The following is a 16101-nucleotide window of genomic DNA, read 5'->3' on the forward strand; positions in this document are numbered from 1 at the left end:
CCATGCCGCACTCCCCCTCGGGCCGCTCGCGCCCCTCCCCGCTCGCGCCATATGCCCGACTGCTCGCCATGCCGGGGGCGTTGGCGTTCGCCGTGCCGGGGCTGCTGGCGCGGCTGCCGATGGCGATGTTCGGGGTGGCGACGGTGCTGATGGTCACCGAGCACCATGGCTCCTACGCGCTGGCCGGGGCGGTGGTGGCGACCGGTCTCGCCGCGTCGACCGTGGGCGGGCCGCTGATCGCGCGGCTGGTGGACCGGCGCGGGCAGGGGCGGGTGGCGCTGCCCGCGGCGGCGCTCGCGGCGACGGGCCAGGGGGCGCTCGTGGTGTGCCTGGTGACGGGGGCGCCGGTGTGGACGTGGTTCGCGTGCGCGGTGCTGGGGGCGGCGACGCCGAACACGGGCGGGATGTCGCGGGCGCGCTGGGCGTATCTGCTGCGTGGCGCGTCGGCCGAGCGGACGGCGGCGCGGCACACGGCCAACTCCCTCGAACAGGCCATGGACGAGCTGTGCTTCGTGGGCGGGCCCGTGCTGGCGGCGCTCCTGTGCTCGGCGCTGTTCGTCGAGGCGGGCACGGTGGCGGGGGTGGCGCTGCTGGTGGGCGGGATGGCGGCGTTCGCGGCGCGCCGTGACACGGAGCCGCCGCTGCCGGTGGGCGGCGGCGCCTCGGGGCCAGGGCCGCTGAGGGCGCGGGGGATGCGGCCGCTGCTCGCGGCGTTCGTGTGCGCCGGGGTGGTGTTCGGGGCGATGGAGGTGGTGACGCTGGCGTTCGCCGACGAGCGGGGTCAACGGGCCTGGGGCGGGCCTGTGTTGGCGGCGCAGGCCGCAGGCTCGGCGCTCGCGGGGCTGCTGTTCGGGCTGCTTGCGGTGCGGGGCTCGGCCAGGGCGCGGTTCGCGGTGTGCGCGGCGGCCATGACGGGTCTGATGGTCCTGCCCGCGCTGGTGGCGCGCACGGGGTCACTTCCGCTGCTCGCCCCGGCGCTGCTGCTCGCGGGGATGGCGACGGCCCCGGCGATGGTGACGGGGATGACCCTGGCGCAGGACATCGCGCCACCGGGGCGCCTGAACGAGACGATGACGCTGACCGTGGCGGCGCTCCTCGGCGGCATCGCGCTCGGCTCGGCGGGCGGGGGCGCGCTGGTGGAGGCCAGGGGCGCGGCGACGGGCTTCACGCTGCCGGTGGCGGCGGCGGGCGCGGCGGCGCTCGTGGCCGCCACCGGCGCGTGGGCCGAGTCCTACAGGGCGCGCAGGAAGTCGGCGGCGAGCGGTCCGGCGTCCGAGCCACCCGATCCGCCGTCCTCGAGCACGACGGCGAACGCCAGATCGGAGTCGCCGAGGTAGCCGATCATCCAGGCGTTGGTGGACAACTCCCCTTCCTCGTCGCTGAACTCGGCGGTGCCGGTCTTGCCGTGCGGCGTGCCGGGGACGCCGTCGATGGCCGAGGCCGAGCCGTCGGTGACGGTCTCGCGCATCAGGTCGCGCAGCGCGTCGAGCGTCCCTTCGGACAGGGCGCGACCGGCCTCGTGGCGCTCCTCGACGGCGTCGGGCACCAGGACCGGCTGCCTGAAGGTGCCGTCGGCGACGGTGGCGGCGACCGAGGCCATGACCAGCGGGCTGGCCTGCACCTCGGCCTGGCCTATGAGCGAGGCGGCGAGCTGGTTGGGCGACCGCGCGGGCGGCACGGCCCCGTCGAACGTCACCGCGCCGACGTCCCACGCCGCGCCGATGCCGAACGCCTCGGCCGTGGTGGGCAGGGTGTCGTTCTCGAACCGGTCGAGGTTGTCTATGAACGCGGTGTTGCACGACTCGGTGAACGCCTCGCGCAGCGTGGTGTCGGGCCCCAGCTCGAACTCGCCCTGGTTTTCGAAGCGTTGCCCCTCGACCGTGGCGTACTGGGGGCAGCCGATGACATCCCCGGGACCGGTGCCGCCCTCCAGGAGGGCCGCGGTGGTGACGACCTTGAAGGTGGAGCCGGGGGCGAGCTGTCCCTGGAGCGAGCGGTTGAACCCGTCGGCGGGCCAGTCGGCGGCGGCCAGGATGTCCCCGGTGGAAGGCTGGACGGCGACGATGGAGCCGTCCCTTCCGAGGTCGGCGAGCGCTTCCTCGGCGGCCCGCTGCATGTCGGCGTCGATGGTGGTGGTGACGGGGGTGCCGGGCTCGCCTCCGCCCTGCTCGTGCAGGGTCTCGACGGCCTCGCCCGAGGCGCGGTCGGCGATGACGACGGCGCCGGACGAGGCGCCGGTGAGCTGCTCGTCGTAGCGCTCCTGGAGCCCGGACGCGCCCGCGCCTGTGGCGGCGTCGAGCCCGCCGACGAGGGGGCGCGCGGCGTGAGCGAGGGGCCGGACGGCGTCGGCGAACTGGAGCCCCGCGACGGCCCCGAGCGCCTCGGCGTGCTCCTGGTACGCCTCGTCCCTGAGGGTGACGACGGGCACGGCCTGGTCGGGGTCCGCCTCGTCGACCCGCTGGCGCAGGGCGTCGATGTCGATCCCGGCGTCGAGGTCGTCGAGGGCGTCGTAGGCGGCGTCGGGGGCGCTGAGCTGGGCGGGCCATATGGTGATGTCCCACACGGTGGCGGGCCCGGCCAGCTCCTCGCCGCCGGCGGCGAGGATGGGGGCGCGCTCGGCGTCCTCCAGGGTGAGGACGAGGGTCTGCCCCTCGGCGAGCGCGGGGTGCGCGACGGCGGAGGACCAGCGCACGGTCCACCCGTCGCCGCCCTCGTCCGGCACCATCAACGCGCTTGACTCATAGCCCCATTCGCCCATGCCCTCCAGGGTGAGGGTGGCGTCAAACGGGACGCTCAGGGCGCCTTCGGGGATGTCGTCGCCCTCGGGCTCCTCGCCCGGCCCGGTGGAGCGGAGGTCGACCGCCTCGGGCCGCATGTTCTGCTGGATCGAGTCGAGCAGGGACAGCGCGGCCTCGGGGTCGTCGGTGTGCCCCGCGGCCCCTTCGATGTCGCCCCCGGCCCAGGCGTCGAGGAACGCGTCCGCACCGGCCCGCGCCTCGTCCCCGCTGTCATCGCCCCCGCCGCGCAGCACCAGGACGGCGATGACCGCCAGCGCGACGACGACGGCCACTCCTCCGACAAGCGCCCCGAGGCGCGCACGATTCCTCCCCATGTGCCGCACCCTACCCCCACCCACTGACAACCAGGGGCGGGCGGGGGAGGGCGGCCGCCGGGGGTGCGGGTGGCGCAGCCCCCGCCCCGCGAGGCGAAGCCGAGCAAAAAGAAGAGGGCGACCCGGTCCGCGCCCACCGCGAACACAGTCACCCACCGCCGAAGGGGGGGTGCGGGTGGCAAAGCCCCCGCCCCGCGAGGCGAAGCCGAGCAAAAAGAAGAGGGCGACCCGGTCCGCGCCCACCGCGAACACAGATCGCCCTCGACCTCGTGGAGATGGCGGGAATCGAACCCGCGTCCAACGGAGCAAAAGGAGGGCTTCTCCGAGCGCAGTCCGCTGCGATTTTCTCGGCCCCGGAGATCACGCGGACAAGTCTCCGACGGGCTCAGTCACTGTGTGGTGTCCCGTCAGCCCCCGTGACCGAGGCTAACGGTGGAGTCCCCTAGCTGATGCCAGGACCCGGGGCGGGGACGCACCCGGACTGACACTTCGCAGGTCGCTGCTCAGGCAGCGAGGGCGAAGGAATCGCGCTTGTTATTGGCGATTATTTTTTTGCGACATATGGTTAACGAGATCATTGCCGCTTCCTCGGCTCGCTTCCCCTGCTTCGACATCCGCTGTCGAAACCGATCATCCCCATGTGGAATTGACAACCAGGCGGGCCCCGGGGCTATTCCCGAAAGTCACCTGTGCACCGTTGGCCAGTATACGTCAGGCCCGCTGCTTGCGGCGAGCGGCCGACATGGCCCGCTCCGCCTCGCGGCGGTCCTGCTTCTCGCGCAGGGTCTGCCGCTTGTCGAACTCCCGCTTGCCCCTGGCCAGCGCGATCTCGACCTTGGCGCGGCCCTCCTTGAAGTAGAGGGCGAGCGGGACGAGCGTGAGGCCGCTCTCCTGGGTCTTGCCGATGAGCTTGTCCAGCTCCTCGCGGTGGAGGAGGAGCTTGCGCTTGCGCCGGGCGCTGTGGTTGGTCCACGTGCCCTGGGCGTATTCCGGGATGTGGACGTTGTGCAGCCATGCCTCGCCGCCGTCGAGCTGGGCGAAGCCGTCGACGAGCGAGGCGCGGCCCTGGCGCAGCGACTTGACCTCGGTGCCGGTCAGTACCAGACCGCACTCGTATGTATCCAGGATGTGATAGTCGTGCCGCGCGCGCTTGTGCTGCGCGATCATCTTGCGCGCGGTCTCTTTCCCCTTAGCCATGACCTGACCACTGTACTGGCCTGGCCGGTCGATGGCCCCCGGGTTACGAGGGGGCGACCAGGCCCTCGAGCACCGTGCGGGCCTCGGCCTCGGGGTCGGCGCCCGGCTCGACGACGAGGTCGGGCAGGATGCCGTCGTCGTCGACGGTCCGGCCCGATGGCGTCGCGTAGTGCCCGACGGTCAGCTCGGCCACGGAGCCGTCCGGCTGCTCGCTCGGCATCTGGACGGTGCCCTTGCCGAAGGTGCGGCTGCCGACGATCACCGCGCGGTTGCGGTCTTGGAGGGCTCCGGTGAGCATCTCGGCCGAGCTCATGGTGGTGCCGTCGACGAGGACGACGAGCGGCGTGGTGGTGTCGCCGCCGCGCTCGGCGTGCAGCGCGTGCTGGGTGCCGTGCACGTCGTACGTGGCGACCAGGCCGCCGTCGAGGAAGACGGAGGCGGCGCCCGCGGCCTCGGTCAGCAGGCCCCCGGCGTTCCCCCTGAGGTCCAGCACGATGGCGTCGCCCGGCTCGACCGCGGCGACGGCGTCGCCGAGCTGCTCGGCGGAGCCGCGGGTGAACGTGCTGACGTGGATGCGCGTGACGCCCGGCGCCTCGCGCGTGACGGTGACGGGCTCGGCGGTGAGCCGGGCCCGTTCCACCTCAACCTCGCGGAAGTCGCCGTCGCGCACCAGGCCGAGCAGCACGGTGCTGCCGGGGCCAGCGAGCTCTTCCTGGTCGCTGCCGCGGAGCCTGCCCACGGCGTCGGTCACCGGGCGGCCGTCTAGGCCGACGCCGTCGATCGTGCGGATCTCGTCGCCCGCGCGGACGCCCGCGCGCTCGGCCGGGCTGTCCTCGTGGACCTCGCTGACCTCGATCCGGCCCTCGGCGGTCCTGATGACCGTTATGCCGGTGCCGACGTACTCGCCCTCCAGGCTCCGCGCCACCCGCGCGTACTCCTCGGCGGAGTACGCCGCGGCCCAGCGGTCGCCGCTGCCGCTGACCAACCGCCCGGCGTCCTCCGCCGGTTCGGTGCCGTCGGCCGACTCGGGCCAGGAGCCGGTCGCCGCTCCGGTCATCAGGACACCGGCGAAGACACACGCCAGGGCGGCCCCGCGCCGCAGGGGGCGACGGGCCGAAATGTCGTGACACGGACGTGACATGGTGCGGAGTGTAGGACACATACGGGGGGCGCACGGGAGACGAACAAGGTGATGAGGCGGGGAAAAATCACACCCGCCTTACACCTTCAGGTACTTGCGCAACGCGAAGAAAGCTGCAATAGACGGCATCAACGCGCCCACGACCAGCACCCAGGGCAGCACCGAGAGCACCGCGTCCCAGCCCACGAAGTCGATCACCTGGATCTCGTCGGCGAGGAACGTGTCGATCGCGAACTGCTTGACCCCGACCAGCAGGACGCACGCGAGCAGCGCGCCCAGCATCCCCGCGATCGTGGCTTCGAGGATGAACGGCATCTGGATGTAGAAGCTCGACGCCCCCACGAGCCGCATGATGCCGGTTTCCCGCCGACGGCTGAACGCCGAGACGCGCACGGTGTTGACGATCAGCAGCAGGGCCACCACGAGCATGAGCGCCATCAGCCCGAGCGCGGCGTAGTTGACGCCGTTGAGCAGGTTGAACAGCGGCTCGAGCGTGGAGCGTTGGTCGCGCACCGACTGCACGCCGTCGCGGCCCGCGAACGCCGAGGAGATCACCTCGTACTTGGTGGGGTCGGTCAGCTTGACGCGGAACGACTCCTGCATCTGGTCGGGCGTGACCACGGCCGCGATGGGCGAGTCCTGCTGCTGCTCCTGGTAGTGCTCGAACGCCTCTTCCGCCGTCTCGAAGTAGACGTTGTCGACCAGGTCGTACTCGGCCAGCTCGGCGTCGATCTGTTCCTTCTGCTCCTCGGTGACCGCGCCCCGCGCGCAGGCCGGGTCACCGGTCTCGGCGTCGTTGGCGTTGCAGAGGAATATCGACACCTCGACCCGGTCGTACCAGTAGTTCTCCATGCTGTTGACCTGCTTGCGGGCCAGCAGCGAGCCGCCGAGGAGGGCGAGCGAGAGAGCCACGGAGACGATGACGGCCAGGGTCATCGTGACGTTGCGGCGGAGACCGACGCCGATCTCCGACAGGACGAAGTGGGCGCGCATGGCGTCCTTTCAGTCAGTGCTGGTAGCCGTAGACGCCGCGGACCTGGTCGCGGACGAGACGGCCCCGTTCGAGCTCGATCACGCGCTTGCGCATCTGGTCGACGATCTGGGCGTCGTGGGTCGCCATGACGACCGTGGTGCCCGTGCGGTTGATGCGGTCCAGCAGCTTCATGATGCCCACGGAGGTCTGCGGGTCAAGGTTGCCGGTCGGCTCGTCGGCGATCAGCAGCATCGGGCGGTTGACGAACGCCCGCGCGATCGCGACGCGTTGCTGCTCACCACCGGACAGCTCGCCGGGCATGCGGTCGTCCTTGCCGCCGAGGCCCACCAGGTCGAGCACCTCGGGAACGGTCTTGCGGATCTGACCGCGCGACTTGCCGATGACCTCGAGGGCGAACGCGACGTTCTCGCCCACGGTCTTGTTGGGCAGCAGCCTGAAGTCCTGGAAGACCGTGCCGAGCTGGCGGCGTACCTGGGGCACCTTCCAGTTGGAGAGGCGGGCGAGGTCCTTGCCCAGCACGTGGACGGTGCCCGTGCTGGCGCGCTCCTCCCGCAGTATCAGCCGGAGGAACGTCGACTTACCCGAGCCGGAGGAGCCGACGAGGAAGACAAACTCGCCGCGCTCGATCTCCAGCGAGACATCGTGCAGGGCCGGGGCGTTCTGCCGGGGGTATGTCTTGGAGACGTTGTCGAATCGGATCACGGTTACACCATGTCGGGACTGGGTACGGGGAGAAGGCTCCCCCTCGCTGGGGCAGACCCTACGCGAAGCGGCAGGCGATCCGCAGGCAGCGTCCCGACCCATCCCCTTTGTCCCGGTCCGCGTCCGGCGTTCTGCGCTTCCGCCCTGGGCCTGGCACAGTAGAGGGAGAGGGGGGGAGATGAGAGGAGACGATCGCATGACCGCCGACTGGCTGGTGTGCGCGAACTGCGCGGGGAGGGTGAGCGAGGGCCGGTGCGCCGTCTGCCGGGCCGAGCTGGCCCGGCTCCGGGAGGGGCGCGGTCCCTGGTCTCACTTCGGCAGCCCGGCGGCGTTGATCGCCCTGCTGCTGACCCTGGTCACCGTGACCTTCCTGGTGACGCGGCCCACCTGAGCTCGCGCGAGCTTCCCACGACAGCGCGGAACAGCGCACGATGGGCCCGGAGCGACGGATCGCTCCGGGCCCATCACGTGGTGCGACGGACTGCTACCGACCCGCTCAGGCGGGGGTGGCGCCGCCCTTGTTGATCAGACGCGGCAGGTAACGGAAGCCCACACCACCGGCGATCATGGTGGCGGCACCGATGATCAGCAGCGTCTGGTTGGTGGAGGAGCCGGTCTCCGCGAGCTCGCCCTCGTCTTCCTCGGGGGCGGTGATGTCCTCGGTCGGGTCCTCCTGCTCGATGGGGCTGCTGGCGCCCTCGCTGTCAGGGTCGGGGCCCGTGGCGCCCTCGTTCACACCCTGGACGCTGGAGCCACCCTGCTCGGCGCCCCCCTCCTCGCCACCACCCTGCTCGGCGCCACCTTCCTCGGCACCGCCTTCCTCACCGCCACCCTGCTCGGCGCCACCTTCCTCGGCACCGCCTTCCTCGCCACCACCCTGCTCGGCGCCACCTTCCTCGGCACCGCCTTCCTCGCCACCACCCTGCTCGGCGCCACCTTCCTCGGCACCGCCTTCCTCGCCACCACCCTGCTCGGCGCCACCTTCCTCGGCACCGCCTTCCTCGCCACCACCCTGCTCGGCGCCACCTTCCTCGGCACCGCCTTCCTCGCCACCACCCTGCTCGGCGCCACCTTCCTCGGCACCGCCTTCCTCACCGCCACCCTGCTCGGCGCCACCCTCTTCGGCACCGCCTTCCTCGCCACCACCCTGCTCGGCGCCACCTTCGGCACCCTCGACGAGGCCGACGATGCCGCCGTCAGCGCCACCGGCGATGCCGACGATGCTGTTCTCCTGAGCGGTGTTGGTCTTCGCCTCGCTGTTGTTGCTGGCCGACGCGGTGCCGACCACGGCGATCGAGGCCCCCGCGGCGAACACCGCGGCCGCGGCCGCGCGCGCCATGTTGGCGCGAGTCTTGGGACTGGCCATGTGATCCACTACCCCCTGTAGTTGTTCGATGAGTGACAAGGTCCCGTCTGGGGCAGCCTCTCGCAAGGGCAGCGCGGCCGCAGGGAGCCGTCGGTCTTCCTCGTACGACCCTCGCGCATCACGCGCCCCAGAACACAGGCATGCCGAGCGAACAGCTTTCCCGCTGAGCCGACGGTCGTCAAGCAGGATGTCCGCTAAACACCAACCCGGCGGTGGAAGTTGCGTGAAGGTTACTTCTCGCGCTGTTTGCGCCAGCGGATTCCGGCTTCGAGGAAGTCGTCGATATCGCCGTCCAAAACGGACTGGGGGTTTCCGACTTCGTGTTCCGTCCTGAGGTCCTTGACCATCTGGTACGGCTGGAGGACGTAACTGCGCATCTGGTTCCCCCAGGAGTTGCCACCGTCGCCCTTGAGGGCGTCCATCTTGGCCTGCTCCTGGGCGCGTTGGTGCGCGAGCAGGCGGGCCTGGAGGACGCGCATGGCCGCCGCGCGGTTCTGGATCTGGGACTTCTCGTTCTGGCAGGAGACGACGATGCCGGTCGGCAGGTGGGTCATCCGGACCGCGGAGTCCGTGGTGTTGACGGACTGACCGCCGGGGCCCGAGGAGCGGAAGACGTCGACCCTGATCTCGTTCTCCGGGATCTCGATGTGGTCGGTCTGCTCCACGACGGGCAGCACCTCGACACCCGCGAACGACGTCTGGCGGCGGCCCTGGTTGTCGAAGGGGGAGATGCGCACCATCCGGTGCGTGCCCTGCTCGACGGACAACGTGCCATACGCGTAGGGCGCCTTGACGGTGAACGTCGTCGACTTGATGCCCGCCTCCTCGGCGTACGACGTGTCAAGCACCTCCGTGGAGTACCCGCGCCGCTCGGCCCAGCGCAGATACATGCGCTGAAGCTGCTCGGCGAAGTCGGCCGCGTCGACGCCGCCCGCCTCGGCCCTGATGGAGACCATGGCCTCGCGCTGGTCGTACTCACCCGAGAGCAGGGTGCGCACCTCCAGCTCGGCCACGGCCTTGCGCACGGACTCGAGCTCCGCGTCGGCCTCGCGGCGGGCGTCCGCATCGTCCTCCGACTCGGCCAGCTCGAAAAGGACCTCCAGGTCCTCGATGCGGCCGTGCAGCTCCTCGGTCTTGCGCAGCTGGCCCTGGAGCAGGGAGAGGCGGCTGGTGACCTGCTGGGCGCGCTCGGGGTCGTCCCAGAGGGTGGGCGCGGCCGCCTGCTCCTCGAGCGCGGCGATGTCAGCCCTCAGCCGGTCGAGGTCGATCACGGCCTCGATCGACTCCATGGTGGAGCTGAGGGACTTCAGAGCTTCGGAAACGTCGACGACTGCCACGCCCCCAGCGTAACCGCTTGACGTCAGGGCACACCCGGCTCGTCCAGCTGCTCGACGACCCCGAGGGGAGCGCCGTTGTCCCCGCGGCCGCCGCCGTCGCCGCCGCCGCCGGAGAGCAGCAGCCAGCCGCCCACCGCGCCCGCGGCGAGCAGCGCCGCCGCGGTGACCGCGAGGCGGCGCCTGCGGCGGGCCGCGGCGCCGTGCCGGGCCGAGCCCGCGCGGGGCGCGCCCGCGGGGCGGATGACGCGGGCGGTGCCATGGGCCCCACCGGCCAGCTCCTCGGCGTCGGGGACCCGCATCCTGGTGTGCGTGGCCCGCTCCGAGTCGGGGGCCGCGCCGCGCACCAGCGGAACGGCCACGCGCTCGGGGCCCTGGGGCTCGTCCGCGGCTCCGGCCGCGTGCGCGGCGGCGGGGGCGGGCTCGGCCTCGGCGGCGGCCTCGGCCAGCGGGTCGCCGATGTCGAGGGGCGGCAGCCCGGCGACGGCGGGCAGCAGCTCGCGGAGCCGGGAGGCCAGCTCGGCGGCGCGCAGCCGGGAGGCGGGCGCCTTGGCGAGGCACTGCTGGATGAGCTCCCACAGCTCGGCGGGGATGCCGGGCAGCTCGGCGGCGGTCTCGGTCACCTGGCGGCGCAGCACGGCGCCCGGGTGGCCGCCGCCGAAGGGCGTGAACCCGGCGAGCAGCTCGTACAGCACGGTGACCAGCGCGTAGATGTCCACGGCGGCGCGCGGGGGCAGGCCCTCGACGATCTCGGGGGCCATGTAGTCGGGGGTGCCGACGACGCCGCCCTTGCCGCCGTGCCGGGGCTCGTCGATGAGCTTGGCCACCCCGAAGTCGGTGAGGAGCGCGGTGAATCGGCCGCCCTCCCTGACCCCCTCGCCGCCGCTTCCCTCGACGGGGTCGAGCAGGATGTTCTCGGGCTTGACGTCGCGGTGGACGATGCCCGCGGCGTGCGCGACGGCCAGCGCGCCCGCCACCTCGGCGGTGAGCGCGACGGCGTCGCGGGGGGCGAGGCGGCGCTCGCGGTCGAGGTGGGCGCGCAGGTCGGGGCCCCTGACCAGGTCCATCACCAGGGCGATGTCGCGGCCCTCGGGCCCCTCGGAGACAAGGAGGTCGTGAACGCCGACGATGTGCGGGTGCTCGAGGCCGAGGAGGGCGTGCCGCTCGTGGGCGAAGCGCTCGGCGAGGTCGGGGTCGGCCGCGAGGTCCTCGCGGAGCACCTTGATGGCGACGGGCCCCTCGGGCCCCTCCCCGAGCCACACCGTCCCTGCGCCGCCGCGGCCGAGGACGCGGTGAGTGGTGTACTGGCCACCGATGTTCCGTGCCATGGCGTGAGGCTACGACGCCGCTCTGACAGCGGGAGGACGCCCCGCCCGTTGTGCCCGGTTTTAGTGGGGTGCTCCGGCGAAATTCAACCCTCGGAAGTCGATAAATCTCCCGGCCGATCTCCCGGGCCGATCTCCCGGGCCGATCTCCCGGGTCAATGTCCGGGGTCAATGTCCGGGGTCATTGGTTATTCGAGATGCTGTCCTCGATCTCCTGGCGCTGCTGATCGGCTTCCTCGATCAGACCCATCCATGCGCGAACGTCGTCGAACCAGTCCGTGGTCGCGTCCCAGAAACTCCTGCCATCCGCAATCCAGTCCTGGAGCGGTGTGAAGTTCCACACGAGAAAGCCGATGACCACGAGGATCAGCACCATGAACAGGCAGCCCTTGAGGCAGCCAAGTCCCGGGATGCGCATGGGGTTCGCGCTGCGTGACCGGGCGCGCGGCTCGCGGTCCCGGCGCGGGGGCTCGGCGTCGCGCCTGCGGGGCTGGGGCTCCTGGTAGGGCGGCGGCACCGGGCGCTGGTACTGCGGGGGCGGGTAGGGCGCCTGGGGCTGCTGGTACTGCGGGGGGAAGCCGTAGCTCTGCTGCTGGGGCTGGCGCGGCTGCGGCGGGGGGACGGGGCGGCGCTGCGGGCGGCGCTGCGGCTGGCGCTGGGGCGCGCGGTGGAGCGGGTCCTCGCCCGGGGCGATCGGCGGCTGGACGCGGGTGGGTTCGTTCCGGTCGCGGGCCGCGCGCATCTGGTCCTGCCAGGGGTGCGGGCCCTCGGGCTCGGGCGGGCCTCCCGCGGGCATGGCGCGGGTGGTGTCGGCTCCGTCGTCCCCGCCGCGGCCCGGCTGCGGCAGGACGCTGGTCGCGGCGAACGGGTCGGGGGCCGCGGAGCCGCCCGGCATCGCGCGGGTGGGCTCGGCCGACCCCGCGGGCGTGATGCCGGTGCCGACGACGCGGACCGGCGCGGGGTCGGGGGTCAGCAGCGCGGTGACGCCGAGGGCGGCGGTGCGCTGCTCGGGGGTGGCGTGGTCGGTCAGCCCGGCGGCGACGGTGCGCAGGGCGCGGGCGAGGCTGGCGGCGGCGGGGCGCTCGTCGGCGTTCTTGCGCAGGCAGCAGTCGATGACGGTCCACAGCGGGCCAGGCACGCCCTCGGGCTGCCTGGGCTCCTCGGTGATGTGCCGCTGGAGGACCTGGAGAGTGCTGCTGCCGCTGAACGGCGGGTGGCCGACGACCAGCTCGTACAGCAGGATGCCCGCGGCGTAGACGTCGACGGCGGAGGTCTGGGGGCGGCCCTCGGCGGACTCGGGCGCGACGTACGAGGGCGTGCCCACGAACTCGTGGGCACGCGTGACGCCAGGGGAGTCGGCCAGGCGCGCGATGCCGAAGTCGGTGAGCATCGGGCGCAGCGGCCCGTCCTCGTCGTTCGCCCCGGCCAGCAGGACGTTGGCGGGCTTGAGGTCGCGGTGGACGACGCCCTTGGCGTGCGCGGCGGCGAGCGCGTCGGCGATCTGCGCGGTCAGCAGGGCGGCGGCGACGGGGCTGAGGGTGCCCCGCTCGTAGAGGTAGCGGTGCAGGTCGGGGCCGTCGATCAGGTCCATGACCAGGGCGATCAGCTCGCCCTCGACGACCAGGTCGCGGGTGCGCACGATGTTGTCGTGGGAGTCGCTGGCGAGGCGCAGCAGGACGGAGCGCTCGCGCAGGAAGCGCATCACGACGTCGGGGTCGTGGGCCAGCTCCTCCTTCAGCACCTTGACGGCCAGGGGCTCGCCCGGCTGCCCGGTGACCGCCGCGTCGTCCCCCGCGGCCTCGCGCTGCCGCCCCCGCCAGACGGTGCCGGTCGCGCCGCGCCCGATCGGCTCCTCAAGCAGATACTTGCTGCCTACCGGCCGCACGTGTGCTCCCTGATGCTTCGCTTGTGGTCTGGATGCTTCGCTGGTGGTACGAGACCCGAGCCACCTACTGTAGTGGCGCCGCCGCGGTGGGCGGGCGGCCATGTGTTCGGGGGCGGTCCCGTGGCCTCGACGGGGTTCACGCCCGGGGGGACGCTCGCGCGGCGGCGCGCGGTTGCGGGCGGGGAACGCGGCGTTCCGGCCGGGGAGCAGTCCAGAGGCGGCCGAGATGGCGATCGGAAACGGCCAGAAGCGGTCAATCAAGATCATCGAGGGCCGGGGGCGGAGCGAGCTGTCAGCGGCGGGTGCGAGGATGTTTTCAGCATCACCATCCGATGCGACGACTCGTGTGGTCGGGCTCGCGCGGTCGGGGGTGCGGCGGGCGGATGGGCGAGGTGACCGGGAGGGCCGATGCCGATTCAGATCAGGTTGACCGTTCTCGGACACGGTGGCGCCGAAGGCGGCACCGACGTCCAGGTCACCGCCCCCGAGGACACCCCGCTCGACGCGGTGCTCGCCACCCTGGCCACGACCGTGGCGCCGGGGGCGAGCGTGCCGGCCGTGGTGTTCTGCGAGGACGTGCGGCTCGACCCCCGGCGCACGGCGCTCGGCCGCCCACCCCTCGTGGACGGCGCGGTGCTGGCGTTCCACCGGCCGCTCGACGCCGCTCCCTTGCCCGAGCAGGTGCCCGCGACGGTCCTGGTGGTCGCGGGGCCCGACGCGGGCGGCGTCCACCTGCTGCGCGGCGGGGAGGCGCGGGTCGGCAGGTCGGCCGAGGCCGATGTGCCGCTCGACGACCCCGACGTCTCGCGGATGCACTGCGCGATAGCGCTCCACCCCGACGGGTCCGTGACCGTGACCGACCTCGGCTCGACCAACGGCACGCTGCTCGACGGCGCGCCCGTGCGCCGCGGCCCGGTGCCCGTGCGGTCGGGGGCGCTGCTGCGCATCGGCGAGTCCGTGCTGCGGGTGGTCGCCAGGCGGGCCGTTCCGCCGCCCGTGCCCGCGCCGCCCCAGGTGCCCGCGCAGCGCGGGAGCGGGCGGCGCGGGCTGGCCGAGTGGGCGCGCGAGCGGCTCGGGGGCGTGGCGCCCGAGGCCGCCGGGCCCGTGCGGCCAGCTCCGGGCGGCGCGGTGCGCCGCGGCGATGCGGCCGAGGCCAGGTGGCCTGACCTGGCCTCGGTGCTGCTGATGGCGCTCGACCGCGGGCCCCGGCTGTGGGAGCGCGGCGCGGCCCACCCCGACGCGTTCACCGTCAGGCTCGGCGCGGCCCAGCAGGCGCCCGGCGTGCTGCCGCCCGTCACGGTATCCGTGCCCGACGCGGGCTCGCTCGGCCTGGTCGGGCCGCGGGGGCGGCTCGCGGGGGTGGCCAGGGCGGTGCTTGCGCAGCTTGCCGCCTCGCACCCGCCGGGCGCGCTCGAGCTGGTGGCGCTGGCCCCCGGGCGGGCCGACGCGTGGTCGTGGCTCGGCTGGCTGCCGCATGTGCGGCCCGAGCGCGGCCAGGACTGCTCCCTGCTGCTCGGCTTCGACGCGCGGCAGGTGGCGGCCAGGCTGCGGGAGTTGACGCGGCGGCTCGGCGGGCCCGGGGACGGGCGGCGCACGGTCGTGCTGGTCGACGGCGATCCGGGCGGCGCTGACACCAGGGCGGCCCTCGACCGGCTCGCGGCCGACGGGCCCGCGGCGGGCATCCACCTGCTCGTCCTTGCCGAGGCGCCATCGGCCACGGCGTCGTCGCCGCTCGCCGAGACCCTCGCCGCCGCGTCGGCCGCCGTTCCCGCGCTGCGGGACTGCGGGACGGTCGGGGTGCTGACGGGGCCCGTGGCCACGGCGCTGCGGCTGGTCGGGGCGGGGGGCGTGCCGGGGCCCACGGCGGGCGCGGACGCGGTGTCCCCGGCGTGGGCCGAGCGGTTCGCGCGGGCGCTCGCTCCCGTGCGCGAGAACGCCGCCACTCCCCCGCCGCCCTCGGCGGCCGCGCTGCCCGAGAGCTGTCGCCTGCTCGACGTGCTGGAGCTGGCCCGGGTCACCCCGGGGGCGCTGCGCGAGCGCTGGGCGCGGCGTTCGGGGCTGCCGCTCGTACTCGGCGCGGGGGCCGAAGGGCCGCTCGCGCTCGACCTGGCGGAGGCGCCAGGACCGGTGGCGGTCGAGGGCGAGCCCGGCTCGGGGCGCACGGAGCTGCTGAGCGCGCTCGCCGCGTCGCTGGCCACGGGCGCGGGCCCGGGGGACCTGTCGCTGCTGCTGGTCGAGGGCGCGGGCGAGGGGCTGCGGCCCTGCGCGGAGCTGCCGCATGTCACCTCCTATGTGGGGGCGACGGATCCGGTGCGGATGCGGGCGTTCACCCAGGCGTTGCGCGACGAGCTGAAGCGGCGGGCCGCGGTCGCCGCCGAGGGCGGCCCTGGCGGGGGCGTCGCGGCGCTGCCGTGGCTCGCGGTCCTGGTGGACGACTTCGACGCGCTGACCTCGCCGCCGCTCGGGGCGCCCGGGCGGCCCGCCGCGGGGTCGGTGGTGCGGGCGCTCGACGCGGTGGTCCAGGACGGGCACACGCTGCGGGTGCGGCTGATCGTCGCGGGGGCCCTGCCGGGCGCGGCGATACGCCTGGCGCTGACCGGCAGGCCGGTGGGCCGCGCCGAGCTGCGGCGGCCCTCGGCCCCGGCCGTCCCGTTCCAGGCGGGCCGGGTCACCGCGCGCATCCCGCGCACGTCGACGCTGCGGCCCACCGTGACGCGGCTCGACTGGGCCAGGGCCGGGGATCCGCCCGCCCGGCGCCCGGTCCGCGAGCTGGGGAACGGGCCCACCGATGTCGCCCTGCTGGCCAGCGCCGCCGCCCGCGCGGCGCGCGGCGAGCGCGCCGCCACCCCCGCCACCCTGGTCTGACAGGTCCGGTGAAGAACGCACCCTGGCGGTAACATCACGATCACAAAGGGCACTTGACATGTGCCGGACTCTTGCCCGTTCCTCTGGCAGCGCGTAGGAAAGTCCCCCGTAGGACGTGCGGCGTGGCAGGCCCTGCGCTTGGTAGGGCATCGGCCGCACCTGATTCGGGTGAGGGCGGTG

At 73.5% G+C, this 16101-nt stretch carries 12 protein-coding genes and 1 other RNA gene; 3 read left to right on the top strand and 10 right to left on the bottom strand.

Features of this window, described 5'->3' with window-relative positions; genetic code table 11:
- Positions 1–2: 2 nt before the first annotated feature.
- On the top strand, positions 3–1337 hold the full coding sequence (locus DEH69_RS06095; protein ID WP_258534471.1) for an MFS transporter: 1335 nt from the start codon (positions 3–5) through the stop codon (positions 1335–1337).
- Here the strand turns inward: DEH69_RS06095 and DEH69_RS06100 are convergent.
- The 6 genes from DEH69_RS06100 to ftsE all read right to left on the bottom strand — a co-directional run bounded on the left by DEH69_RS06100 (position 1232) and on the right by ftsE (position 7146).
- Positions 1232–3112, bottom strand: coding sequence for a penicillin-binding transpeptidase domain-containing protein (locus tag DEH69_RS06100; RefSeq protein WP_113685839.1), 1881 nt, complete (start codon positions 3110–3112; stop codon positions 1232–1234). The genes DEH69_RS06095 and DEH69_RS06100 overlap by 106 nt on opposite strands.
- A gap of 267 nt (positions 3113–3379) precedes the next feature.
- Positions 3380–3750: a transfer-messenger RNA gene (gene ssrA, locus DEH69_RS06105) on the bottom strand.
- A gap of 73 nt (positions 3751–3823) precedes the next feature.
- Complete coding sequence (gene smpB, locus DEH69_RS06110; protein ID WP_113685840.1) at positions 3824–4309, bottom strand: SsrA-binding protein SmpB; 486 nt, start codon at positions 4307–4309, stop codon at positions 3824–3826.
- A gap of 43 nt (positions 4310–4352) precedes the next feature.
- Complete coding sequence (locus DEH69_RS06115; protein ID WP_113685841.1) at positions 4353–5450, bottom strand: S41 family peptidase; 1098 nt, start codon at positions 5448–5450, stop codon at positions 4353–4355.
- 78 nt (positions 5451–5528) lie between these two features.
- On the bottom strand, positions 5529–6443 hold the full coding sequence (ftsX, locus tag DEH69_RS06120; RefSeq protein WP_113685842.1) for a permease-like cell division protein FtsX: 915 nt from the start codon (positions 6441–6443) through the stop codon (positions 5529–5531).
- Between the two features lie 13 nt (positions 6444–6456).
- Complete coding sequence (gene ftsE, locus DEH69_RS06125; RefSeq protein ID WP_113685843.1) at positions 6457–7146, bottom strand: cell division ATP-binding protein FtsE; 690 nt, start codon at positions 7144–7146, stop codon at positions 6457–6459.
- 196 nt (positions 7147–7342) lie between these two features.
- On the opposite strand from ftsE, the gene DEH69_RS06130 reads away from it, so the two are divergent.
- A complete protein-coding gene (locus DEH69_RS06130) occupies positions 7343–7537 on the top strand; it encodes a hypothetical protein (protein WP_113685844.1) in 195 nt (64 codons plus the stop codon).
- Positions 7538–7642: 105 nt separating this feature from the next.
- On the opposite strand, the gene DEH69_RS06135 is transcribed toward DEH69_RS06130, so the two are convergent.
- The 4 genes from DEH69_RS06135 to DEH69_RS06150 all read right to left on the bottom strand — a co-directional run bounded on the left by DEH69_RS06135 (position 7643) and on the right by DEH69_RS06150 (position 13056).
- Complete coding sequence (locus DEH69_RS06135) at positions 7643–8512, bottom strand: LPXTG cell wall anchor domain-containing protein (protein ID WP_147255452.1); 870 nt, start codon at positions 8510–8512, stop codon at positions 7643–7645.
- Positions 8513–8742: 230 nt separating this feature from the next.
- Positions 8743–9849, bottom strand: a complete 1107-nt coding sequence (prfB, locus tag DEH69_RS06140; RefSeq protein ID WP_113685846.1) for a peptide chain release factor 2 — start codon at positions 9847–9849, stop codon at positions 8743–8745.
- A 23-nt stretch (positions 9850–9872) separates the two neighbouring features.
- The gene (locus tag DEH69_RS06145; RefSeq protein ID WP_113685847.1) at positions 9873–11174 is read right to left on the bottom strand and encodes a serine/threonine-protein kinase; all 1302 of its coding nucleotides are present in this window, start codon (positions 11172–11174) and stop codon (positions 9873–9875) included.
- 178 nt (positions 11175–11352) lie between these two features.
- A complete protein-coding gene (locus tag DEH69_RS06150) occupies positions 11353–13056 on the bottom strand; it encodes a serine/threonine-protein kinase (RefSeq protein ID WP_113685848.1) in 1704 nt (567 codons plus the stop codon).
- A 408-nt stretch (positions 13057–13464) separates the two neighbouring features.
- On the opposite strand from DEH69_RS06150, the gene DEH69_RS06155 reads away from it, so the two are divergent.
- Positions 13465–15921, top strand: coding sequence for an FHA domain-containing protein (locus DEH69_RS06155; protein ID WP_113685849.1), 2457 nt, complete (start codon positions 13465–13467; stop codon positions 15919–15921).
- Positions 15922–16101 lie beyond the last annotated feature (180 nt).

The organism is Streptomyces sp. PT12, from assembly GCF_003311645.1.
Lineage (GTDB): Bacteria > Actinomycetota > Actinomycetes > Streptomycetales > Streptomycetaceae > Streptomyces.

Coding starts and splice junctions, on each gene's coding strand:
- DEH69_RS06095 (WP_258534471.1), top strand. CDS start 3: ATGCCGCACTCCCCCTCGGGCCGCTCGCGCCCCTCCCCGCTCGCGCCA.
- DEH69_RS06100 (WP_113685839.1), bottom strand. CDS start 3,112: ATGGGGAGGAATCGTGCGCGCCTCGGGGCGCTTGTCGGAGGAGTGGCC.
- smpB (WP_113685840.1), bottom strand. CDS start 4,309: ATGGCTAAGGGGAAAGAGACCGCGCGCAAGATGATCGCGCAGCACAAG.
- DEH69_RS06115 (WP_113685841.1), bottom strand. CDS start 5,450: ATGTCACGTCCGTGTCACGACATTTCGGCCCGTCGCCCCCTGCGGCGC.
- ftsX (WP_113685842.1), bottom strand. CDS start 6,443: ATGCGCGCCCACTTCGTCCTGTCGGAGATCGGCGTCGGTCTCCGCCGC.
- DEH69_RS06130 (WP_113685844.1), top strand. CDS start 7,343: ATGACCGCCGACTGGCTGGTGTGCGCGAACTGCGCGGGGAGGGTGAGC.
- DEH69_RS06135 (WP_147255452.1), bottom strand. CDS start 8,512: ATGGCCAGTCCCAAGACTCGCGCCAACATGGCGCGCGCGGCCGCGGCC.
- DEH69_RS06145 (WP_113685847.1), bottom strand. CDS start 11,174: ATGGCACGGAACATCGGTGGCCAGTACACCACTCACCGCGTCCTCGGC.
- DEH69_RS06155 (WP_113685849.1), top strand. CDS start 13,465: ATGCCGATTCAGATCAGGTTGACCGTTCTCGGACACGGTGGCGCCGAA.